We start from the raw sequence: 20995 nt of genomic DNA on the forward strand, positions 1-20995 counted from the left end.
ACTACCACTTAAGGAATTGCCATGTTCATGGATCTTGATGCTTCCTCGATTCGGGTTGCAGCATTTGATCGGACCGCCGACTTGGGGCAGGTGGAGCAGCTGGCGAAATTTCCCGTTGCTCTCATCGGCGATACGCGTGGGCGCATGGGGATGATGGATCCGCGGATCCGTCCGATCACTCCGAAGCCGCTCATGTTCGGTTCGATTCTTCCAGTGTGGTGTCGCGAGGGGGATAACTTGGCTGTGCATCGAGCTCTTGAAGAGATCCGACCCGGAGACGTCATGGTCATCAACGCCATGGGGGAGGTGACCCGAGCCATTATCGGCGCCTTGATCGCCGAAGCTGCGGTGATCCATGGAATGGCGGGATTGGTGGTGGACGGCTCCATTCGAGACGCCGAGGAGCTGGCGGAGCTCGGGCTGCCCGTGTATGCGCGAGGCGTCAGTCCCGCCGGGCCGTACAAGAGCGGGCCCGGAACCGTGGGGGAATCGGTGGCCTGCGGTTCGTTGGTATGTCGCGGTGGGGACGTGATTATCGGTGACGCTGACGGTCTGATCGTGCTCCCGCCCAGTGAGGTCGCTGGTGCCCTGACCGCGGCGTCGGCACAGCAAGACTACGAGGAGACGATGAAGACTCGATTCAGGTCACAGGGTTCCTGATGCCTTCGAGAGCGGCCTGGTAGAGCGCACTGAAGTGCTGGACTAGCTGGCGGTCGCTCAGCCCAGTGGCGGTGCGCAAATCGAGAATCTCCCGCGAGTTCACCAGGGTATTGAATAGGGTGAGCGCGCTGGGAAATTGGGACGGTGAAATCTCCCGTTCCGCGAGCATGCCGCGAAGGGCCTCGCCCCACACTTGAGCGATGGCTAAGGTGTGCGCCTCACCCTGGAGATACCGTGTCAAAAAGCCTTCCCGGGAGCGCACGATGACCATGGCCCGTCCATAGTGCGACACAATACGCACCCAGTGCTGCAGGATCTCTTCAAACCTGGCGGTGCCTGTGCTGGTGAGCAGGGACGTTTCCTCCTGCAAGCCACGGATGACCGAGAGCATAAATTCGCGGTGGAGATGATCCATCGTCGGGAAATACCGGTACGCGGTGGTCAAGGACAGGCTGGCGCGCTCGGCCACGGCGGGCATGAGGGCCCCTTCTGGATCAGAGATGAGTAGCTCACCGACGGCGCGTACCAGCTCCGCCTTGTTGCGTAATGCGTCCTGCCTCACCGCTCGCTGCCGTCGGGGTGTCACGGAGGCTCTGGGCTGCTGGGATGGGGTGCCGGTGGTGCGCGGGTGCTCTGCGGTCATGGTCACGTCCAGAGGAGATCGGTGCGGTGGGGGAGAGAAGTCTTCCGCTTCGAGTGTACTGATGTTTATGATGTGGTTGTTAACTTCCAGATAGAGGAGAATGCGGATGGCTGAGACGAGCTACGCCGAAGCGGTCGCGAGAGGTGTGTGGAGGTCCGGAGCTGACCTGGTGGGCTATGTGCCTTCGGTGACGGTGGCTCCGGTGATCGATTCACTGGTGGAAGCCGACGGCGGCGCCGCTGGTTCGTCGCCGCGAGTTACTCCGCTCTCGCGGGAAGAAGAAGCGGTCGGTCTGGTCGGTGCTTTGCCTCTGGCCGGTCAGTTCGGTGCGGTCGTGATGCAGGACAACGGATTCGGCAACGCACTCACCGCGCTGACAACCTTCAGCGTCTCCTACCATCTGCCACTGCTGATCGTGGCGAACACCCGCGGCAGCTTGGGAGAGTACAACTCGATGATCCACTCCGTCAGCCAGCCCGTGCCTGCCTGGTTGGAAGCGGCCGGCATTCATACCCTGCACTTGGACCGTCGGTCCGGCGTCGACGACTGGGAAGACGTGATTGCCGAGGCGGGTGTGCACGCGCGCATGACGTTCCGGCCCGTGGTCGTCTTGGCATCGTTCTGGAATACCGATGGGAAGGTGGCTTGATCATGAAGCGGATCGAAGCGCTGCGCATCATCAACGACCTCACCCCGGACCTGCCGGTGGTGCTGACCTGTGCGGCCACCAGCCGCGAGATGGCATCGGTAGAGGACCGAGACAACCATTTCCCGGTGTTGGACTCGATGGGTCTGGTGGGCTCCATCGCCACCGGCCTGTCCTGGGCAGTGCGCGATACGGACATGGCCAAGGTAGTGGCGGTCGAAGGGGACGGCTCCTTGCTGATGAACCCCAACGTTCTGCCCACCGGCGGGTTCTTGGCTCCGGAGAAGCTGATGCTGATCGTGTTGGACAACCAGGTGTACGGGTCGACAGCCGGTCTGCCCACGTATGCCTCCCGACTGGACCTGGGCGCCCTGGCCGAGGCTGCCGGTTGGAGAGTCGGGCGCGCCATGGATGGCGAAGGACTGAAGACCGAGTTCACCCAACTTCTGACCGAGCAGGGCCCGGCGGTGCTGCACGTGCGGATCGAGCCGGGCAACGCAGCAAACATTCCCAAACTGCTGGTGGATCCGGTGACCATCACGGCCCGGTTCACCCGGTGGCTGACCACCCGTATCGAGGGTGCCCGCACCCCCATCGCGTAGACTGCACAGCACATCCGACCGATGACGTCGATGAAGGAGACAAGATGCCAGTCATCGTCGTGAGCGTCGTGGGCACGATCGCCGGGCTGCTGATCGCCGGGGTCGGACTCTGGCGGACCGTGCGGGATCCTCGGGGATTCCTCGCCTATGGCGTGGTGGCACTCGGGCTGGTGCTGGCGGGAGTCGGATTCAGTGGGTGGCGGTATGAGGCAGGTGATCATCTGCCGTTACTCCTGCTGATCGGTATCTCCCTCGGAGTACTGCTGCTGTTCAATCTGCTGGGGTATCCCGGTCTCGTCGTTTTTCTGATCTGGAGTGGCGTGACGATTCTGCGGCGCGAAAGCCGCACTCTCGGCAATGGGCTGGCCCTGCTCGCCGGCATCGGCCTCCTTTTCCTTCCGGGCACGCTGGAACGGCTCGCCCCCCAGGGGGAGATCCGCGACGACCCCTGGTACATGATCGGCTATGGCGTGCATACTTTCGCGATCCTGGTGGTGGCGTACTTTTCGGCGGTGTTCGCACTGTTCTTGATCGGCTCGCTGCTCTACCGATGGCGCCGGTCATCCACCCGCCCCTCAGCGGTGGTGGTGCTGGGCTCTGGTCTGATCCAGGGCGAGGTTCCGCCCTTGCTGGGTGCCCGGCTGCGCCGCGGCGTCGAGGTTCAGCGGATATTCACCCCGGCACCCGTGCTCATTCCGAGCGGCGGGCAGGGTGCGGATGAACCACGCAGTGAGGGCGAAGCGATGGCTGAGTACCTGCGAGACGAACTCGGTGTGCCCGCGACGCAGATACAGCCCGAAACGGAGTCACGCACCACCCGAGAAAACCTCATCAATTCCCGTGCGCTGTTGGGTTCGAAACACGATCCGATCACCGTGGTGACCAGCAGCTACCACGTGTTCCGGGCGGCCTTGCTGACCCGCAGGCTGGGACTCACCGCGCACGTGGTCGGCGCACGCACGGCCTGGTATTACCTGCCGAGCGCGATCCTGCGCGAATTCGCGGCGGTCCTGCGCGACCACTGGAAAGTGCATGCCTTGGCGGTGCTGGCTGTGCTGATCGTGGCCGTCACGCTGGCGGTGGTGCTCGTTCCGGCGATGGCGTGGTCACCATGATCCGCCCCGCTCTCATCCAGGTCTCATCGAGGTGCGGCACACTGAGACCATGAGTCGAAATTCTGCCGTTTCTCGGGCCTATCCGTGGGTGAGCATTGCCAGCGTGGTAGCGGTGATCGTCGCCGCCGCGGCGATCATCGTGACGCTGTCGACCGCCAGCCCGGGCACCGTGGACCTGGGCCCCTCGGTCTCGGTGAGTGACGAGCCCACGGACACGGGAAACCAGCCGTCGTCGATGGCCAGTGAGTCGGAATCCGCATCCGCCTCCGCCACGGAATCAGCATCCGAGACCGCGTCATCCTCGGCCAGCGCCACCGCCTCGAAGACGGCCACGACTCCTGCCGCCACCACCAGTTCCGCCCCACCTCCGGCCACCAAGGCGCCGTCCACGCCGCGCGCCGTGCCCGAACCGGCACCGTCTCGTGCCCAGACGCAAACCTGGGATGACGATGATGATGATGACGACTGGGATGATGACGACTGGGATGATGACGATGACGATGACGATGATGACTGGGACGACGACTGGGACGATGACGACTGACGCGCTCGCTAAGGTGGGGGTGTGAGCGCAACTTCCACTCGACGATCGACCAGCGCCTGGGGTCGGTTCACCGTGCGCACCCGCGTGGTGATTACCCTCGTGGTACTCACCGTGGCCGCATTGACCGTGACCGGCCTCATCTCCTACGGTCTGCAACGCACCGACTATCAGCAGCGCATTGATGACTCGCTCACGCGTACGGTCGACGAGGTGCGCATCCTCGCCCAAGAGGGGGTGGACCCGGGCACCGGGGAGCCGTTCGTGGAGTCGGACCAGATGGTGTACGTGGCCATGCTGCGGCACCTCCCCCGCGCCACGGAAGGCATGCTCGGCATGAACTCCTCGGGCGTCGTGTGGACAGCTAACTCCTCGGTGCCGTTGCGCCTCGAGGACGACCGCGAACTGGTAGCCCAGCTGATGAACCGCGTGGGCCCGGACTCCCGCGCCGAAGTGGTGCTCGAAACGATCACCACCTCCACCACGGACTATCGTGTGGCGATCATTCCCATCTCCTTCCCCGACGACGCAGAGCCCTCCGTAATGGTGGTGGCGGAGGACCAACGCGCTGCATTGCGCGCACTGGACAACACGTTCCTCACCTACGCTGCCACCGGACTCGGGGTGATGATCGTCGCCGGACTCATCGGATCTCTGGTGGTGGGGCGGCTGCTGGCTCCGCTGCGGGTGCTGCAGTCGACGGCGGCCGAAATCTCTGGAGATGAGGATCTCGACCGCCGGGTGCCGATCGGTGGTGGTGATGATGTTGCCCGGCTGGCCGAAGACTTCAACGCCATGCTGGACCGGCTCTCCAGCAGCTTCGCCTCGCAGCGGCAGTTGCTCGACGACGTCGGGCATGAGCTGCGCACTCCTATCACCATCGTGCAGGGTAATCTGGAGCTGATGGATCCCAACGATCCGGCCGATGTGGCGCAGGTCCGCGATATCTCCCTCGACGAGCTCGACCGGGTCACCCGCCTCACCGAGGATCTGGTGACGCTGGCCAAATCGAACCGGCCCGACTTCGTCACCCCGCGCCCGATGGACGTCGCGACCCTCACCCACGCCGTCGCTGAAAAGGCCGCACGACTGGGCCCGCGCGCCTGGATGGTGGAATCCGTGGCCGAAGTAGTGCACGAATTGGACGAACAGCGCATCACTCAGGCGTGGCTTCAGCTGGCCAATAACGCCGTCAAGTATTCTGAGCCGGATACCGAGGTGTGGATTGGCTCGCGGGTGGAAAACATTGGCGGCCCGGTGCACGTCGTCGCCGACTCCCCGGAGGTCACCCTGCCCGGCCAGACGCCTGCACCCACCCCGGCCAACGGGCGATGGCTGAGTCTGTGGGTGACCGACCGCGGCATTGGGGTGACCGCCGAAGACGCCCAGCGCATTTTTGAACGTTTCGGTCGCGGCGGAAACTCGTCTCGGGCCGAAGGTTCCGGGCTGGGGCTGAACATTGTGGTGGAGATCGCCCGCGCCCACAGCGGTACCGTGTCGGTGCGTTCCACGCCCGGTGTCGGCTCCACGTTCATGATGCATTTGCCACTGACCGACCAGCATTCCCCCCTCGACTCGGCCCCTGGCCCGACCGCCATTTCAGGAGGACATTCGTGACCGCCCAGCGCATTCTGATCATCGAAGACGAGCAGCGCATCAGCGACTTCGTATCGAAAGGGTTGATGTCGGAGGGGTTCGAACCCACCGCGGTGTCGACCGGTGCTGATGGCATCCGCGAGGTGTTTGATGCTTGCTCCGGTGAAGGCTACCAGCTGGTGATCCTGGATCTGGGTCTGCCCGATATGGACGGGTTCGAGGTGCTCAAGAAGATCCGGTCCGGTTACCCGCAGCTGCCGGTGATTATCCTCACCGCCCGGACCTCGGGCGCCGATACGGTCACCGGGCTCACCTCCGGTGCCGACGATTATGTGCCCAAGCCGTTCCGCTTCCCCGAGCTGGTGGCCCGGATCCGGCTGCGGCTCAAGGCGCACGAGGGCATGGGTGACGACGACTCGGCCTCGGGTGCTGGTGGTTCCTGGTCTCACGGGAACAACAGCAATGGCGGTACCGCTCAGGACGCGGAGACCTTGCGCCACGCGGATCTGGTGATTGATCCGGTGCGCCATCTCGTGACCCTGGACGAGACGGTCGTGGAGCTCTCCCCGCGCGAGTTCACCCTGGCCGAGACGTTCTTGCGCCACCCCGGACAAGCACTCACCCGCGACCAGCTGCTGTCGCGTGTGTGGGGAGACGACTTCGAGGGCAGCTCCAATGTCGTCGACGTGTATGTGCGGTACCTGCGCACCAAACTCGGTGCCTCACGCTTCTCCACCGTGCGTGGTATTGGCTACCGGCTGGTGGAGGAACGGAACTATCAACCCGAGGCGTGAAGCACCGGCAGTTCTGCGGTGACCGGTTCGGCGTCAACGTTCCAGAGCACTGCACCAGCCTCGGCACGGCGGCTGTACCGCAACAGGGCCTGCGGGTTCGACGACGACACCAGCACCACCCCGGGGTGGCGGTCGATGAGACCGGCCAGCCGGCGCAGCCCATCGGTGTTCAGATCCTGGTCCACCTCGTCCAGCACCACCAGCGGAGGCTGGCCCAAAAATGCCCGAGCCACTTTCAATCGTGCTACCTGCTGCGCCGTCCAGGGGGCACCGTCGTTCTTCAACCGGCGCCCCAGATCCCGCGGATGATCCTCCACGGTTTCGAGCAGACCCACCCGATCCAGCATCCACCGGATCTCGCCATCACTGGCCTCCGGGGTGCGATAGGCGACCAGTCGGCGCACCGAACCCCGCTCCAGCGGCAGGTGGCGGGCGGCCACGCCCACCAGATGGCGGCGCTCACGCAGCGGAGCCAACGGGTACTCCGCCCCGGCAATGCGCACTTTGGCCGGAGAGTCCTCCGCGGCCATCAACATCGCATCCAGGGCCTGACGACGACGCAGCGGGTCCGTGGCCTGCAGCTGCACCACCGAGCCGGGGGCCGCATGCAAGGCAGACAGCCGAACGTGAGTGTCCCGGTGCGCAATGGTGGCCCCCACGACGTCGACGCCGGCGGGAGTGTTGCCGGGCTGTGCCTCGGCTTCTGCCTCGACCTCTTCCCATCGGCGCTCGCGCTCGGCTTCGGCTGCTGTCAGCTCCTGCGCTTGATGCAACACCGGGGCGATCACCCGACGCGCGGCCCGGAAGTTCTGCCGGTACTCAACCACCTGACCCAGATCAGTCAGCGGGGTGGACATGACACCCAGCAGGGTCATCACGGAAGCCACCGAGGCGGTATCGATCCAACCGAAGGTGGACAGCAACACCACGGCCACGGTGCTCAGTGAGGCTGCCGTCACCGTCAGCGCCCGGATCAGACCGGTTACATAGGAGCGCTGCACGGCAGCATCCACCACCTTGCGGGAGTCGCGGTCCACGGCGTTGAGCTCGCGACGCACCGCGCCGGCCAGGATCACCGAGTCGCCGGCTTTCACCGCGTCGGCGATGCGCGCGGACATCCGCCCGCGCATCCGGCGCACGGTGCGGGCCCGCTCGCGAGCCATCCGTGCCAGCCAGGGCAGCAGGGCGGCCATCAACAGCAGTGGCAGGGCCACCGCGGCGGCGATCACCAGATGAGAGAAAGTCAGCGCCCCCAGCACCACCAGGATCAGCGGCAGCCCGGTGAGCAGCGGGACCAGCCCGCGAGAGATCCAGGTGCGCACCGCTGTGAGGTCGTTGGAGGCCCGGGTGACGATCACGCCTAGCGAGCGGTTCCCGGCACCCCCGAAAGCCGCGGTCACCAGACGACGTCGCTGCTCGAACACGTAGTCCTGCCCCAGGTCCTCGGCCACGATGCGCTCGATCCAGCGGATGATGCCGATACCGAGCACCGAACCGACGAGACCCGCCACCAGCATCCAGGTCGGCAGGGCGTGAGCGGGATCGGTGCCAGGCTCCGCGGAGGCCGCCGAGAGCAGCGTCTCTACGAGCAGTGCCATCGCCAGTCCTGCCACCGCCTGTGCCACACCGCAGCCGACCAACTGCAACAGCAGCAGGCGACGACGCCCCTTCCAGACCCGCGGCATGGCGGGGTCACGGGAGTCATTCGAGCGGGTGGAAGGGTGCGTGGTGACAGCCATCATCAGGCCTGTTCGTTCAGCAGCAGCCGGGTGGCCACCTCGGGGTCAGTCAGTTCCAAGGTGTTGATGACCGGCACACCGGCACCGGAGAGCACCTGGCCGGCCTCGCGGGTGGCCAGCGGCGACGACGTCATCACACCGGAAGCAGCAGCCACGGAGAGCCCGACGTTCTGCAGTGCCTGCACACCCGCCTGGGCGCCCAGTGCGTCCGAAGCGGTGAAGACCACCTGGTCGACGACCTCGTGGAACAGGGGGTCACGCAGCAGGGCAGCGGTTTCCTCCTGGTAGACACCATCGGCGATCTCCACGATCACCACGTCCACGGACCCGGAAGCGCTGTCGGCCAGGCGGTCGATCAGGTTCACGGTGAGGCTGCGAACCTCGGGCATCGAGGTCTTGAAGGTGGTGGGGTAGCCGAAATCGGTGAAGTCCAGCACCTTCTGCGCCCCGGCGTCGTGGTAGTGCATGGGATCATTACCGGCCCCGGTCCCGGTGATCTTGCCCGCGGCGACCCGACGGTCCGAGGCGGTAAGACCGTTCACCAGGCAGGCGGCCGCCGTGGACTTCCCGGAGTTCATCGAGGTACCCAGCACCGCGATCACCTTGGGCCGCGAGACGCGCAGGCGCTCCAGTGCGGCGGCGTCGTCGAAGTGCAATGGGGCTGAACGCGCCACGTTGACCACACCGTGCTCATCGGCCAGCAGACCCAGCGGCTCGATCAGCGTGGGCTCTTCCATATCGGCGTGGGATTCGGTGACCAGTCCGGCAATTCCACCGGCGGCGACCAGGTGGCAGGGCTGCAGCGAGTCCGGCACGTGTGCCAGGAACTGGTCGGCGGCGTAGCGGTGACCGTAGGCCAGCATGATGATCGAGTTCTCGAATAGGATGGCTTTACGCGACTCCATGGTTTCCACGCGCTTGTGGTTACCGATCTCGACCACGCGGGCCACCACGACGTCGCCGGTCATCGGCCGCATCCCATTGCCGGAGAGCAGATGGAAGGCATCGGGGCGGGCTGCCAGATCAGCCGCGGCGAAGCGGGTGGTGTAGGAACCCTGGACCCGGGCCGGCACGGGATGGCGGACGATCGACAGCTGGTTCAGCGGGGAAGCCGAGCGGAGCAATTCCTCGGCGCTCAGCGGGGCGGGGAGGGAAGCGATGGAGGAAGTCAGAGAAGCAGTCATGGCGGGTCCTTTCGGGTCAGACCGAGGGGTGCGGTGTCAAGAAGTAGAAGACCACGTCAAGATGACGAGCCCGTGAGATGTGCATGAGAATCCGATGAGGGCAGGTCCCACGGGAAGAACGACAGGTACGCCACCCCTGAGGTGTTGTAGGAAAATTTGATGCCCATCATCCGGCGAATGCCCCAGTGCATTCCCCAGGCGCCGACGGCAAAAAGTTGCCCCAGGCGAGGGTGCGCCAGCGCCGCGGGGGCCCCGAGTTCCACGGCCAGGGATACCGCCGCAAGCACTCCAAACGGGGTACCCGAGGACTCCAAATGCCGTGCGGTTTCCGGGGGAGTGGAACCGAAGACTTCTTTGCGGAGCGCATCGGCGGCAATCTGATCCCGCAGCGTATCTCCGGACGCCCACTTCCAACCGCGGGGGGAGCGGACCTTGGCCACGCCCGAAATGAGGTAGATCGCACAGGTTGCCACATTCATGGCTGGCGCCACCGCACCGTAGGAGCGTCCGCTGCGTTCGGGCAGTAGTTCGCCGTCGCGCAGCAGGGAATCCACCGAGAGCGAATCCGCCGAACGGGTCACGCCTAGCACGCTCTGATGCAGCAGCATCATGTTGTCGTGATGGAAGATCATGCCCCAGGAGTTGCGGTAGGTCAGGGTCCACCACTGCAGGGCGGCGTTGGCGGGGCCGGTGATGCGGTGGGCCACCCCGGCCGTCGCAAGCACATTAGTGACCAGCGACAGATCCAACACGGCATCGGCAACGCGCGGAGGCAACGGGCGTTTCAACACGGAGACGACGCCGACCGGTTTGAAACGCTTCGGGTCCTGGCGGTGCAGGCTTCGGAACATTTTCCGACGGCGCACCTGCTGGGCCACCGAGTAGGCGCCCACGCCCACACGCAGCACCGCCGGACGCGAGGCATCGGCGATGGGTCGCAACAGAGAAATCATGGTGTTCAGCATCAGCGGTCCTTCATCGAGGTATCGGAATCGGGGCGAGCGAGTATGCCGGGGGAGCACAGCGTGGCCGTGCCTCCGGGGGCACAGCGTGCGTGGACGTTCTCGGCGAAGGGACGGCGGTCACCGGCGAAATAATCGGAGAAGATGAAGCGGCTGCGCACCACCAGAACCTCGGAAATCTCCTCCGGGTTGCAGTAGCGGTGCAGCGCATCCGCGTAGTTCTGGGCGACCGTGTCGGCATGGCCTTGACGTACCGCGCGAGCCACCTGCTTGCGTACCTGGTTCAGGCCACCGGTGCCGTAGAGCCGGTAGGAGAGGTTAATGCGCTCGCCGTCGGCCGTCTCACCCACCACATGGGGGACGACGATGCGCCCGGCTCGATCGGCCGAGAACATCGGATAGGTGGAGATCGGAAATGAATCGTGCTTGATTTTGTCGCGCTGGACCTTCTTCTGCGGACCCACGTAGTGGCGCAGCGGCGATAGCAGTGCGGCGGCGAACGCGGCGGTGGCCAATAGTCCCGCCACATCCGAACGCTGTGGAGCGGTGGATGCAGCGGGGCCCGGTGGAGGCGTGAGGAACGGTGTCATGAGGCTCGGCTTCCGGTGGTGAGTGGACCGACGGCGTCCCAGCGCCGTCAGGCTAATGTGCACATCCTGACCCTGACGGATGAGAAACATGTGAACATCAGATGAGATGGTGGTGAGAAGAACCGGGGGAGTGGCGTTGATGTGAACTACGCGGGGCGCTGGGGCCGGTGATACTTTTGTAGGCGACAAGACCACCGTCCGAGATGTTAAAGAGGTAGTTCCGAATGGCAAATCCCGGTACTCATGCGGCCGCTGACGCATCAGCGCAGCACTCGTCGCAGCGCGGACGCGTGCGTGTGACGGATCAGACGCGGTCCAGCTCCATGCTCGATCTGACCGCCACGGGCCTGCGACTGGTGCCGAAACAGCTTAAGGACGAGTCCGCGCTGGCCGTCAACCACATCAAGTCCAAGGGCATGGGTCTCGGCGTCGGCATCGGCCTGGCCGTGCTGGGGCTGTTCCTGCTGGCTATCGTGCTGATCGCGCTGGTCGTGGCCCTCATCGGTGCGTTCGCCGACACCGGAAACCTCTGGTTCTGGTCGCTGATGGTCGCCGCTGGCGCTCTGGTGATCAGCCTGATCTTCATCGGCATTGGAGCACTCATCCTCAAGGGCCAGATGCCGCTGGTGCCCCAGGAGACTATCCGCGGATTTAAGCATGACCTGGGCTACCTCGCCGAGGGCAACGCCTTCGACCCGGTGGAATTCGACCGCCTCGAGGCCGAGAAGGCCGAGCGCAAGAAGCAGGAGAAGCTGCGCGAGAAGGAACTCACCAAGCAGGCCCGCAAGGAAGAGAAGGCCGCCCGTAAGCGCGGTGAGGCGCCCACCACGGTGGCCTCCATCAAGCCTTCTTCCGAGGAACTGCGCCACCGCGCTGAACTGCGCCGTCGTCACTTGGGTGATATCCGCTCGGGCCTTGAAGAGAAGACAGACGTCAAGGCCCAGTTCGCTGCCTTCACTGCGGCCGCTACCGGTCGTCGTCGAGAGGACGCCGGCACCTCGCCGGTCTCGCCCTACACCGGGGCGGTTCGCGCCGGTGAAAAGGTGGGCGACGCCAGCGACTACGTGAAGGACCGTTGGCAGCCGATCGCACTGCTCGGAGCGTCGTCCACCGCCCTGGCGGTATTCTTGAAGAAGCTCACAGACAAGAAGTGAGTCGCCGCCCGCTCGTCGACTCACACCACCCCTCGGGAGTGACGGGATGAAGCTGATTGGCGCCGGCACCAGAACCGATATCGACTACCGGGTATCGGACCGATGGCTCACCGCGCCGAACATCATCACCCTGGTGCGGTTCTGTCTGGTTCCGCTCTTCGTCTGGCAGACCTTCACCGGTCAGTACCTGGGAGCCTTCATTACCCTGGCGGTATTGTTCAGCACCGACTGGGTGGACGGCTACGTCGCACGCCGGTTCAACCAGATTTCGACGGTCGGGAAATGGCTGGACCCGCTAGCCGACCGGATTTCGATTGTCGTCGTCGCCATCACCGTGGTGATCACCGGGGTGGCCCCCAGCTGGTTGGTTCTCACCCTGCTCATCCCGGATCTACTGCTCTTCGTGCTCAACGCCGTACTTTTCCTCGGTTCTCCGGAGCTGGAAGTCACTGCGCTGGGGAAGATCCGCACCGCGATGCTCATGGCCGGAATCCCTTTCCTGCTCTTGGCCCAGGTAGCGGACATGGATTCCACGTTCTGGCATGTGGTGGCCTATGTCTTCTTGATCCCGGGCTGCCTTGGGCACTGGGGTGCTGCGATCGACTACACGCTCCGCTCGTTGCGCAAGCACCGTGAGCTCCGCGCCGCCGGAATTAACCCGCGCGAACGACAGGCCTGGACCTTTAAACATCAGCAGGGCCGACCTGAAAACAGCATCGCCGCAGAAACCGGAGCATCATGATCATTTGGGCCGTGGTGGCCGCACTGCTTGGAGCGGTGTGCCTGGCGGTTGGCTCGGAACGACAATCATCGGGAGTTCGTAAATACGCCGGGGTGACGGTGCTGCGCCCCTTGGATTACTTCAAGCTGGTGCGACAGGGGCGCTGGCTGGTCGGTGGGTTGCTGTTGTTGCTGGGCATCGCGCTCAACGTTTATGCCTTGGCCACCGCGCCCCTGACGGTCGTGCAACCCATCGGCGCGGTCGCGGTGGTGATCACCACCGTGCTGCACGCTCGAATTGCTGCCCTGAAGTTGAACCGGTCCACCATCATTGCCATCGCCTGCTGTGTGGGTGGCTCGGCAGGGTTCGTCGCTCTCGCGATTGTGGCGACCCGGGAGAATCACCGCCCCCTCATGGACCAGGAGAACCTGACGAATTGGATCGCCATCGCAGTCATTTTCGTGTTCGCGATCACGGCGGCGATTCTTCGGTCTCACCCCTCGGCCTTCCTCTACATCATGGGCGCAGGTGTGCTGTTCGCCTTCGTCGCCGTCTCCACCCGATTGGCCATTCTGCACGTGCTCGATCGGGACGCCGGCGGATTCATGGGCATCCCGTGGCTACAGCTGGCGGTGCTGGTTACTGCCGCATTACTGGGTAGCTACTTCGTGCAGCGGGCGCATCAGCATGGTCCACCCGATCTGGTGGTAGCGGGTCTCACCGTGGTGGACCCGCTGGTCGCCGTCGTCATCGGAATCTTCGTGCTCGGCGAGTTGCAAGATGGGGTATCTCTCTTCGTGTTGGCTGGAATGGTCGTGGCTGCTGCCGTAGCATCGGGGGGAGTTCTGGTGTTGGCCAGGGACCACCCCGATGTGATCAAGCGCAAGGTCGAGTGGGACCAAGCGGCTCAACCCGAATCCCCGAAACAAACCGCGCCCTAGCTCGAGAAGGAGCAGCTCGACGTGACCGACGCTGACCGCGCACCCTTGAAGGTACTGATCGCGGCGGACACTTATCCTCCGCATGTCAACGGCGCGGCAACGTTCTGTCATCGGCTGGCCACCGCGTTGCACGCGCGCGGACATGAAGTCCACGTGGTCGCCCCCCGCAATGAATCCGGTCCGAACACGGTCGAGCACACCGATGTGGCCACGGTGCACCGGGTGCGGTCCGTACCTGCCCCCACGCACGAGTATTACCGACTGGTGAGTAAACGCGGCGCAGCCCGTGCCATCGGGCGGATTCTGGACGAAGTTCAACTCGATGTGGTGCACGTGCAGTGTCACTATATGATCGGCGAAGCTGCTATCAAACAAGCCACGAAGCGTCGTGTTCGCGTCATTTCGACCAACCACTTCATGCCGGAAAACCTTGAGCCGTTCTTGCCGTTTCCGCAGTGGTTCCTCAATATCGTCTCCCGCAGTTCTTGGCGCGACATGGGACGGCTCATGGGCCAGACCGCCGTGGTGACCACTCCCACCAAACTGGCCGCACGTACCATGATGGAAAACGCGGGGCTAGAGGATGTCCTGGCGGTGTCCAACGGCATTGATTCAGCAAAGTACGAACTGAAACCAGAGGAGAAGCTGATCAAGCATCAGCAGCCCACCGTATTGTTCGTCGGCCGGCTGGCGGTCGAGAAAAACATCGACGTCTTGTTGCGCGCTCTTCCGCTCACTGATCCTGATCTGCAGGTTCGTGCCGAAATCGTCGGCGACGGCGAACAGCGGGACGCCTTGCGCTCCCTTGCCGAGGAACTGGGTATCACCGACCGAGTCGCTTTCCGCGGCCACGTGACGGAAGCTGAGCTGCGTGAGGCGTACCTGTGCGCCGACGTGTTCTGTCAGCCCGGTACCGCCGAGTTGCAGTCGTTGGTGAGCTTGGAAGCAATGAGCGCCTCGAAGCCGGTGGTTCTTGCCGACGCGTTGGCCCTGCCACACCTGGTCGACAACGGCGAAAACGGGTACCTGTTCACCCCCGGCGACTCCGCAGATCTGGCACAGAAGCTGGAAGCGGTGCTCGGCGCCGACCCGGCTGTCCGTCAGTCCATGGGGGAGAAATCCCACGAGAAAGTACAGCAGCACGCAGAATCGAAAACCATCGACATCTTCGAGCGCATTTACCGTGGAGCTTCCGCCAATGAAATCCGCGCGTTGAACTGACAGTATGATGGACGGGTTGCCGTTTCGACGGCAGCGCAGGGGGCGTTAGCTCAGTTGGTCAGAGCAGAGGACTCATAATCCTTGGGTCGCGGGTTCAAGTCCCGCACGCCCTACCGCATGAATACAAGGGAGTCGCCTCATCAGAGGTGGCTCCCTTGGTGGTTTACCTGGAACGAAACCTGGAACAGGGTGAGGCAGATAGAGTTCTCGATGGAACCACCCGTGCTGGAGGAGAGGAGCCCGGTCCGTGATTCAGGGTCGATCGTTGCGACTATTCATGGATGCCCGATACACGCGAACGGACTTCCATGATGGAATTTCCCGGTACGGTGCCTCCCTCATCGAAGCCACTGCGAGGCGGGCCGATGTCACGATGATCATCCACGACGAGGCACAGTTGCCGATGCTTCCGGCCGGCGTGCCCTGGGTCAAAGTCTCTGCCCCGACCTCGGCCCGTGAGCCCATGGTCGCTCAGCAGTTAAACGCTTTTTCCCCCGATGTGGTTTTCTCCCCGATGCAGACCATGGGATCGGCCGGTCGACGCTTCGGCCTCATTCTGACTCTGCACGACCTGATCTACTACCAGCACCGCACCCCACCTCGAGACTTGCCCCTGCCGGTGCGTGGACTCTGGCGGCTCTACCACTTGGCATACTGGCCACAGCGGCTGCTATTGGACCGGGCCGACGACGTTGTTACCGTCTCCCGCACGACCCAGCGACTGATGCGACATCACCGTCTCACCCGTAGGCCGATCACCGTGGTCTCCAACGCGCCCCAGCCCACCGCCGAGCCACGCGAGCCCGACCGAACACCTGAGAAGTCACTGGTCTACATGGGCTCCTTCATGGATTACAAAAACGTGGAGTCTCTGATCGCAGCCATGCCGCACCTGTCCGGCTACCGGCTTCATCTCCTCTCCAGGATCACAGCGAATCGTGAATCTGAGCTCTTGGAACTGGCGGATGAGCTGGGTGTTGCCTCGGATGCGTTGGTGTTCCACCGCGGTACCAGCGAAGAAGAGTACCGGGACTTACTCCGTTCCTGCACCGCACTGGTCACGATGTCGCGTGCCGAAGGATTCGGGCTGCCGTTGGCCGAAGCGATGGCCGAAGGGACCCCGGTGATCGTCTCCGATCTCGAAATTTTCCGGGAGATCGGTGGCGAAGCCGGAGCAGCTCAATTCATCGAACTGGAAGAGCAACGTCAAGCCGGAGAAAAACTGGCCGCGGCGGTGCGACGCTGGGAAGATCCCACGGCCTTTGCCGATGCATCTCGGGCCGCTGTCGAACAGGCCTCCCTGTTTACGTGGGAGCGATCGGCCGAAGAACTACTGCGAGTCGCCGAATCTGTGGCGGCTCGTCGTTCACTCCGTCCACGCCGCCAATCCAACTGACGAGCACTTCACTTCGACGAGCCAGCTACTACCGGAACGGAGACCCCTGCAGCGGCCACAACACCGACGGTCCCGACCAGCCCAACAGCAGTCCAGGGTCGATGTAGCGATCACGCACGGTCGACCCGATTGTCCAACCGTCTGGGATGCGCACGCCCCAGTGCACGCACGACATCTCGCAGTGCTGTTCGCCGCTCAGCGAGCCGAGGACCTGTCCCCGCCGGACGACATCCCCGAAGCTTAACTCAGTAGCCACTGGCTCAAACGAGGACAACATCCCGTTGTCGTGCTCGATGGTCAACACCGGGCGATCGACCACCGTGCCCACAAAACGGACCGTACCACCGTCGGGTGCCACCACCTCCGAAGACGCGGACAGGTCGATTCCGCGATGGCCAGCACCCCACGGAGTCGATGGCCCGTGGAACTCGCGCACGACCGATGACGCGTTCGCCCCTTCTACGGGCGGCGTCCAGTTTGCGCCAGCGGTGCTTGTTGCTGGCACTGCATGACGAGCAGAAGTGATCGCATGACCGTGAGCGTCGAAGGCAGTCAGCGTGCCACACGCCAGTACGAGGGCAGTAACGGCGATCACCCATGTACCGTGAAATGTGGTGCGTGGTGATTCTAGTGGGGGAGCAGTCATAGTGACATCGTGATTCCCGATCCACGTCAGTGCCGCCGAGCAATCCGGCACATGTGGAAATGGGACGACTGGGACGGTCGTCGCAAGGGTTGTGGAGGAGACAGAGCCGTTCAAGACGGAGGCCAAGATGGGGTATGCTGGTGCGAGCAGCTCTGTGTCCAATCGTCGTGCCTCGGCGCGAAGAAACCATGGAGCTGACTACGCGCACAGCAAGTGAAGGGCAAACGCTCTTCGACGTGCGGCCATCGGTCCGCCGCGGACGTTTTCCGCATCGGTCATCGGCCGCAGAGTGGCAACCGCCATTGCTCTGCCAGGGGCAACCGTCACCAGAGGGTCCGCCAAACAACCGAGAAACTACGATAAGCAGTGTGCCACGCCCTGTGCACCGCGGTCTGCGGTGCCCGGCGTCTCGCCTGCACAGAAGGAGCGACATGCCAGTCGTGACAATGCGCCAGATGCTGGATTCCGGCGTCCATTTCGGCCACCAGACCCGTCGTTGGAACCCGAAGATGAAGCGCTTCATCTTCACCGAGCGCAACGGCATCTACATCATCGACCTGCAGCAGTCCCTGTCTTACGTGGACCGCGCCTACGAGTTCATCAAGGAGACCGTCGCTCACGGCGGTTCGATCCTGTTCGTCGGCACTAAGAAGCAGGCTCAGGAAGCCATCGCAGAGCAGGCTACTCGCGTGGGCATGCCCTACGTGAACCACCGCTGGCTCGGAGGTATGCTGACCAACTTCCAGACCGTTTCCAAGCGCGTGAACCGCATGAAGGAACTGGAAGCTATTGACTTCGAGGACGTCGCAGGTTCGCAGTACACCAAGAAGGAATTGCTGTTGCTGCACCGCGAACTGGAGAAGCTGCAGGCTAACCTCGGCGGTATCCGCAACATGACCCGCACGCCTTCGGCCGTGTGGATCGTGGACACCAAGAAGGAGCACCTGGCCGTCGACGAGGCGGAGAAGCTGGGTATCCCGATCGTCGCCATCCTCGACACTAACTGCGACCCGGACGAAGTCACCTACCCGATCCCGGGTAACGATGACGCTATTCGCTCCGTGTCCCTGCTGACCCGCGTGATCGCCGACGCTGTGGCCGATGGCCTCATCGCCCGCAACCAGGGCAAGTCCGGCGGACAGGGCACCACCGAAGAGCCCATGGCTGAGTGGGAGCGCGAGCTCCTCGAGCAGCACAACGAAGCTCAGGCACAGCAGTCCGCTGCTGAAGGCGAGACCGCAGAGGCTGCAGAGCAGTCCGAGCCGGCCGCCGAAGCCGAGAAGTCCGAGTAAGACCTCTACGATCACTGACCAACATCACTGCGGAGACCCCGCGTAACTGAAGGATGTGTTAACAGCAATGGCGAACTACACCGCTGCTGACATTAAGGCACTGCGTGAACGCACCGGTGCCGGCATGATGGACGTCAAGAAGGCTCTGGACGAGGCCAACGGTGATGCCGAGAAGGCCATCGAGATCATTCGCGTGAAGGGCCTCAAGGGCGCCACCAAGCGCGAAGGTCGTTCGGCCGCTGAAGGCCTCATCGCCGCGACCGTCGCCGATGGCGCCGGCGTGATGATCGAGATCAACTGCGAGACCGACTTCGTGGCCAAGGCCGACAAGTTCATCAACCTGGGCAACACCGTGCTCGAGGTCGCCGCCGCCTCCAAGGCTGCCGATGTCGACGCCCTGCTGGCTGCCGAGTACAACGGCCGCACCCTGGGTGACCACGTCACCGAAGAAGGCGCCCTGATGGGCGAGAAGGTCGTCGTGCGCCGCGTGGCTCGTGTGGAAGGCGCCTTCGTGGATGCCTACCTGCACAAGACCTCCAAGGACCTGCCGGCTCAGGTGGGCGTGCTCATGGCTGTGGATTCGGACTCCGCTGAAGCGCAGACCGCGGCTCACGACGTCGCCGTTCACATTGCTGCCATGGCCCCGACCTACCTGTCCCGCGACGAGGTTGCCGAGGACGTTGTGGCCAACGAACGCCGCATCGCCGAGGAGACCGCGCGCGCCGAGGGCAAGCCGGAGCAGGCCATGCAGAAGATCATCGAAGGACGCCTGACCGGCTTCTTCAAGGAGATCGTGCTGGAGGACCAGGGCTTCGCAAAGGACCCGAAGGTCTCCGTGGGCAAGGTCCTCGAGCAGGCCGGAACCAAGGGCGTGAAGTTCGCTCGCTTCCGCGTCGGTAGCTGATCCCAGTAGACTGCACCACAACGTCCGTCGTCGTCCATCGACGATGAACACCTGAAGGAGGGGGTGATCACCACATGGTGGTCACCCCCTTTTTCTCTGCCGAACCACGAATTCGGCGCCACACCCGTCCGCTTCTGCGCACCACCTCGCGCGCGTTCGATGTCTAGGAGACGCCCATGCCGGATCAGCATGCACCGGAAACATCCTCCACCCCGACCATCAATACTCCCGGCGGCCTTCAAGATGGCCCGGACGCCCAACAACGCTACAACTCCACCGCCCCGTCGGGACGCCGTCGGGTACTGCTGAAGCTCTCCGGTGAGGTCTTCGGCGGTGGCAAAGTCGGAATTGACCCAGCAACCGTGCGTTTCGTTGCCGAACAAATTGCCGCCGTGAAAAACACCATCGAGGTGGCGGTCGTCGTCGGTGGTGGCAACTTCTTCCGCGGCGCCGAACTGTCTGAGAACGGCATGGACCGTCGTCGCGCCGACTACATGGGCATGCTCGGCACAGTCATGAACTGCCTGGCCCTCCAGGACTTTTTGCTACAGGCCGGCGTCGACACCCGTGTGCAGTCGGCCATCTCGATGGAGCAGGTTGCGGAGCCTTACATTCCGCTGCGTGCGATTCGCCACATGCAGAAGAATCGCGTGGTCATTTTCGGTGCCGGCACGGGTCTGCCTTACTTCTCTACCGATACGGTGGCCGCGCAGCGCGCCCTAGAAATCGGTGCCGACGAGGTGCTGATGGCCAAGTCCGGGGTGGACGGCGTCTACACCGCAGACCCGAAGAGGGACCCCACGGCCGAGAAATACGACCGGCTCACCTACGACGATGCGCTGCTGAAGAACATCCGCGTCATGGATCTGACCGCCATGACCATGTGCAAGGACAACGACCTGCCGATGATGGTGTTCGGCATGGAAGGCGACGGCAACGTCACTCGAGCGCTGCGCGGTGAGCGCATCGGTACCACCGTCACTGTCTGACGCGGCGGCGAGCGCTGGCCCGCAATGCCCGCGCCGTAGCCTAGGATTGACAACAGACCCATCAACGTCGAAGGAGACATCGTGACCGCAGAGAATCTGGTCGAAGCCGAACAGCAGATGGAACGCACCCTGGAAGCCACGCGAGAAGATTTCGCCGGGGTCCGCACGGGCCGCGCCAACCCGGGGCTGTTCTCCAAGGTCATGGTCGATTACTACGGCACCTACACTCCGCTGCAGCAGCTGGCGTCCTTCACCACTCAGGATGCCCGCACGCTGATGATCGCCCCCTATGACGTCTCGGCGCTGCGCAACATCGAGAAGGCCCTGTCCGACTCCGAGGTCGGCGCTAACCCCTCCAACGACGGGAAAGTCATCCGCGTGGTGATGCCTGAGCTGACCGAGGAGCGCCGCAAGGAATACGTGAAGCTGGTGAAGACCAAGGCCGAGGATCACAAGGTCTCGGTGCGCAACACCCGCCGCAAGACCAAGGAAACCCTCGACAAGCTCGTTAAGGACGGAGAGATTGGCGAGGACGAAGGCGCACGCGCGGAAAAGGAGCTTGACGCTCTGACCCGCCGCTTCACCGACTCTATCGACGAGATGGCAAAGAACAAGGAACAGGAACTGATGGAGGTCTGATCTGTTCGCTTGCGAATAGA

At 63.7% G+C, this 20995-nt stretch carries 22 protein-coding genes and 1 tRNA gene; 17 read left to right on the forward strand and 6 right to left on the reverse strand.

Translation table 11 applies throughout. The annotated features are described in order from the left end of the window. Positions 1–21 precede the first annotated feature (21 nt). Positions 22–660 carry an RraA family protein gene (locus tag P8192_RS05530; protein WP_278159169.1) on the forward strand — a complete coding sequence of 213 codons (639 nt, stop codon included), beginning with the start codon at positions 22–24 and terminating at the stop codon, positions 658–660. On the opposite strand, the gene P8192_RS05535 is transcribed toward P8192_RS05530, so the two are convergent. Beyond that, the gene (locus P8192_RS05535; RefSeq protein ID WP_278159171.1) at positions 641–1303 is read right to left on the reverse strand and encodes a TetR/AcrR family transcriptional regulator; all 663 of its coding nucleotides are present in this window, start codon (positions 1301–1303) and stop codon (positions 641–643) included. The two genes, P8192_RS05530 and P8192_RS05535, sit on opposite strands and share 20 nt — an antisense overlap. A 106-nt stretch (positions 1304–1409) precedes the next feature. Here P8192_RS05535 and P8192_RS05540 point away from each other — a divergent pair, with 106 nt between their 5' ends. The 6 genes from P8192_RS05540 to P8192_RS05565 are packed head-to-tail and all read left to right on the forward strand — an operon-like array spanning position 1410 to position 6597. After that, on the forward strand, positions 1410–1952 hold the full coding sequence (locus P8192_RS05540) for a thiamine pyrophosphate-binding protein (protein ID WP_278159174.1): 543 nt from the start codon (positions 1410–1412) through the stop codon (positions 1950–1952). Positions 1953–1954: 2 nt separating this feature from the next. Continuing rightward, positions 1955–2551 carry a thiamine pyrophosphate-dependent enzyme gene (locus P8192_RS05545; RefSeq protein ID WP_278159176.1) on the forward strand — a complete coding sequence of 199 codons (597 nt, stop codon included), beginning with the start codon at positions 1955–1957 and terminating at the stop codon, positions 2549–2551. A gap of 44 nt (positions 2552–2595) precedes the next feature. Beyond that, positions 2596–3666, forward strand: a complete 1071-nt coding sequence (locus tag P8192_RS05550) for a YdcF family protein (protein ID WP_278159178.1) — start codon at positions 2596–2598, stop codon at positions 3664–3666. Positions 3667–3715: 49 nt separating this feature from the next. Then, complete coding sequence (locus tag P8192_RS05555) at positions 3716–4210, forward strand: hypothetical protein (protein ID WP_278159180.1); 495 nt, start codon at positions 3716–3718, stop codon at positions 4208–4210. A gap of 21 nt (positions 4211–4231) precedes the next feature. Further along, positions 4232–5824 carry a sensor histidine kinase gene (locus tag P8192_RS05560; protein WP_278159182.1) on the forward strand — a complete coding sequence of 531 codons (1593 nt, stop codon included), beginning with the start codon at positions 4232–4234 and terminating at the stop codon, positions 5822–5824. Then, entirely contained in the window at positions 5821–6597 is a 777-nt protein-coding gene (locus P8192_RS05565) for a response regulator transcription factor (RefSeq protein ID WP_278159184.1), read from the forward strand. Before P8192_RS05560 ends, P8192_RS05565 begins: the two co-directional genes overlap by 4 nt. Here the strand turns inward: P8192_RS05565 and P8192_RS05570 are convergent. From P8192_RS05570 to P8192_RS05585, 4 genes are read right to left on the reverse strand one after another with little or no spacing between them, the layout of a single operon-like run. After that, positions 6582–8339, reverse strand: coding sequence for an ABC transporter transmembrane domain-containing protein (locus tag P8192_RS05570; protein WP_278159186.1), 1758 nt, complete (start codon positions 8337–8339; stop codon positions 6582–6584). The two genes, P8192_RS05565 and P8192_RS05570, sit on opposite strands and share 16 nt — an antisense overlap. After that, positions 8339–9520, reverse strand: coding sequence for a DUF1611 domain-containing protein (locus P8192_RS05575; protein ID WP_278159188.1), 1182 nt, complete (start codon positions 9518–9520; stop codon positions 8339–8341). The genes P8192_RS05570 and P8192_RS05575 overlap by 1 nt, the downstream gene beginning before the upstream one ends. Before the next feature lie 56 nt (positions 9521–9576). Beyond that, positions 9577–10485, reverse strand: coding sequence for a hypothetical protein (locus tag P8192_RS05580; protein WP_278159190.1), 909 nt, complete (start codon positions 10483–10485; stop codon positions 9577–9579). Further along, a complete protein-coding gene (locus P8192_RS05585; RefSeq protein ID WP_278159192.1) occupies positions 10485–11162 on the reverse strand; it encodes a hypothetical protein in 678 nt (225 codons plus the stop codon). The genes P8192_RS05580 and P8192_RS05585 overlap by 1 nt, the downstream gene beginning before the upstream one ends. Before the next feature lie 134 nt (positions 11163–11296). On the opposite strand from P8192_RS05585, the gene P8192_RS05590 reads away from it, so the two are divergent. From P8192_RS05590 to P8192_RS05615, 6 genes are all read left to right on the forward strand, one after another. Further along, complete coding sequence (locus P8192_RS05590; protein ID WP_278159194.1) at positions 11297–12226, forward strand: phage holin family protein; 930 nt, start codon at positions 11297–11299, stop codon at positions 12224–12226. 46 nt (positions 12227–12272) lie between these two features. After that, complete coding sequence (locus P8192_RS05595; protein ID WP_270105723.1) at positions 12273–12968, forward strand: CDP-alcohol phosphatidyltransferase family protein; 696 nt, start codon at positions 12273–12275, stop codon at positions 12966–12968. Then, the gene (locus tag P8192_RS05600; protein WP_278159197.1) at positions 12965–13888 is read left to right on the forward strand and encodes a DMT family transporter; all 924 of its coding nucleotides are present in this window, start codon (positions 12965–12967) and stop codon (positions 13886–13888) included. Before P8192_RS05595 ends, P8192_RS05600 begins: the two co-directional genes overlap by 4 nt. Before the next feature lie 21 nt (positions 13889–13909). Further along, positions 13910–15109: a glycosyltransferase gene (locus tag P8192_RS05605; RefSeq protein ID WP_278159199.1), complete on the forward strand. Its 1200-nt coding sequence runs from the start codon at positions 13910–13912 to the stop codon at positions 15107–15109. Between the two features lie 39 nt (positions 15110–15148). Beyond that, positions 15149–15222: transfer RNA gene (locus tag P8192_RS05610), tRNA-Ile, on the forward strand. Between the two features lie 152 nt (positions 15223–15374). Further along, positions 15375–16505, forward strand: a complete 1131-nt coding sequence (locus P8192_RS05615; RefSeq protein ID WP_278159751.1) for a glycosyltransferase family 4 protein — start codon at positions 15375–15377, stop codon at positions 16503–16505. A gap of 28 nt (positions 16506–16533) precedes the next feature. On the opposite strand, the gene P8192_RS05620 is transcribed toward P8192_RS05615, so the two are convergent. Beyond that, complete coding sequence (locus tag P8192_RS05620) at positions 16534–17151, reverse strand: M23 family metallopeptidase (protein WP_278159200.1); 618 nt, start codon at positions 17149–17151, stop codon at positions 16534–16536. A gap of 431 nt (positions 17152–17582) precedes the next feature. Between P8192_RS05620 and rpsB the strand changes: the two genes are divergently transcribed. The 4 genes from rpsB to frr all read left to right on the forward strand — a co-directional run bounded on the left by rpsB (position 17583) and on the right by frr (position 20975). Further along, the gene (gene rpsB, locus P8192_RS05625) at positions 17583–18443 is read left to right on the forward strand and encodes a 30S ribosomal protein S2 (RefSeq protein WP_270105718.1); all 861 of its coding nucleotides are present in this window, start codon (positions 17583–17585) and stop codon (positions 18441–18443) included. 67 nt (positions 18444–18510) lie between these two features. Then, the gene (gene tsf, locus P8192_RS05630; RefSeq protein ID WP_278159204.1) at positions 18511–19347 is read left to right on the forward strand and encodes a translation elongation factor Ts; all 837 of its coding nucleotides are present in this window, start codon (positions 18511–18513) and stop codon (positions 19345–19347) included. A 176-nt stretch (positions 19348–19523) separates the two neighbouring features. Next, the gene (pyrH, locus tag P8192_RS05635; RefSeq protein ID WP_278159206.1) at positions 19524–20336 is read left to right on the forward strand and encodes a UMP kinase; all 813 of its coding nucleotides are present in this window, start codon (positions 19524–19526) and stop codon (positions 20334–20336) included. Between the two features lie 117 nt (positions 20337–20453). After that, entirely contained in the window at positions 20454–20975 is a 522-nt protein-coding gene (frr, locus tag P8192_RS05640) for a ribosome recycling factor (RefSeq protein ID WP_431521163.1), read from the forward strand. Positions 20976–20995 lie beyond the last annotated feature (20 nt).

This window comes from Citricoccus muralis (genome assembly GCF_029637705.1).
Classification (GTDB): Bacteria; Actinomycetota; Actinomycetes; order Actinomycetales; family Micrococcaceae; genus CmP2.

What these genes read in the sequence shown, in the direction of transcription:
- P8192_RS05550 (WP_278159178.1), top strand. Translation starts at nt 2,596, where the DNA reads ATGCCAGTCATCGTCGTGAGCGTCGTGGGCACGATCGCCGGGCTGCTG.
- P8192_RS05535 (WP_278159171.1), bottom strand. Translation starts at nt 1,303, where the DNA reads ATGACCGCAGAGCACCCGCGCACCACCGGCACCCCATCCCAGCAGCCC.
- P8192_RS05530 (WP_278159169.1), top strand. Translation starts at nt 22, where the DNA reads ATGTTCATGGATCTTGATGCTTCCTCGATTCGGGTTGCAGCATTTGAT.
- pyrH (WP_278159206.1), top strand. Translation starts at nt 19,524, where the DNA reads ATGCCGGATCAGCATGCACCGGAAACATCCTCCACCCCGACCATCAAT.
- P8192_RS05580 (WP_278159190.1), bottom strand. Translation starts at nt 10,485, where the DNA reads ATGCTGAACACCATGATTTCTCTGTTGCGACCCATCGCCGATGCCTCG.
- P8192_RS05620 (WP_278159200.1), bottom strand. Translation starts at nt 17,151, where the DNA reads ATGACTGCTCCCCCACTAGAATCACCACGCACCACATTTCACGGTACA.
- rpsB (WP_270105718.1), top strand. Translation starts at nt 17,583, where the DNA reads ATGCCAGTCGTGACAATGCGCCAGATGCTGGATTCCGGCGTCCATTTC.
- P8192_RS05570 (WP_278159186.1), bottom strand. Translation starts at nt 8,339, where the DNA reads ATGATGGCTGTCACCACGCACCCTTCCACCCGCTCGAATGACTCCCGT.
- P8192_RS05595 (WP_270105723.1), top strand. Translation starts at nt 12,273, where the DNA reads ATGAAGCTGATTGGCGCCGGCACCAGAACCGATATCGACTACCGGGTA.
- P8192_RS05585 (WP_278159192.1), bottom strand. Translation starts at nt 11,162, where the DNA reads ATGTTTCTCATCCGTCAGGGTCAGGATGTGCACATTAGCCTGACGGCG.
- frr (WP_431521163.1), top strand. Translation starts at nt 20,454, where the DNA reads ATGGAACGCACCCTGGAAGCCACGCGAGAAGATTTCGCCGGGGTCCGC.
- P8192_RS05590 (WP_278159194.1), top strand. Translation starts at nt 11,297, where the DNA reads ATGGCAAATCCCGGTACTCATGCGGCCGCTGACGCATCAGCGCAGCAC.
- P8192_RS05600 (WP_278159197.1), top strand. Translation starts at nt 12,965, where the DNA reads ATGATCATTTGGGCCGTGGTGGCCGCACTGCTTGGAGCGGTGTGCCTG.
- tsf (WP_278159204.1), top strand. Translation starts at nt 18,511, where the DNA reads ATGGCGAACTACACCGCTGCTGACATTAAGGCACTGCGTGAACGCACC.
- P8192_RS05545 (WP_278159176.1), top strand. Translation starts at nt 1,955, where the DNA reads ATGAAGCGGATCGAAGCGCTGCGCATCATCAACGACCTCACCCCGGAC.
- P8192_RS05540 (WP_278159174.1), top strand. Translation starts at nt 1,410, where the DNA reads ATGGCTGAGACGAGCTACGCCGAAGCGGTCGCGAGAGGTGTGTGGAGG.
- P8192_RS05575 (WP_278159188.1), bottom strand. Translation starts at nt 9,520, where the DNA reads ATGACTGCTTCTCTGACTTCCTCCATCGCTTCCCTCCCCGCCCCGCTG.
- P8192_RS05555 (WP_278159180.1), top strand. Translation starts at nt 3,716, where the DNA reads ATGAGTCGAAATTCTGCCGTTTCTCGGGCCTATCCGTGGGTGAGCATT.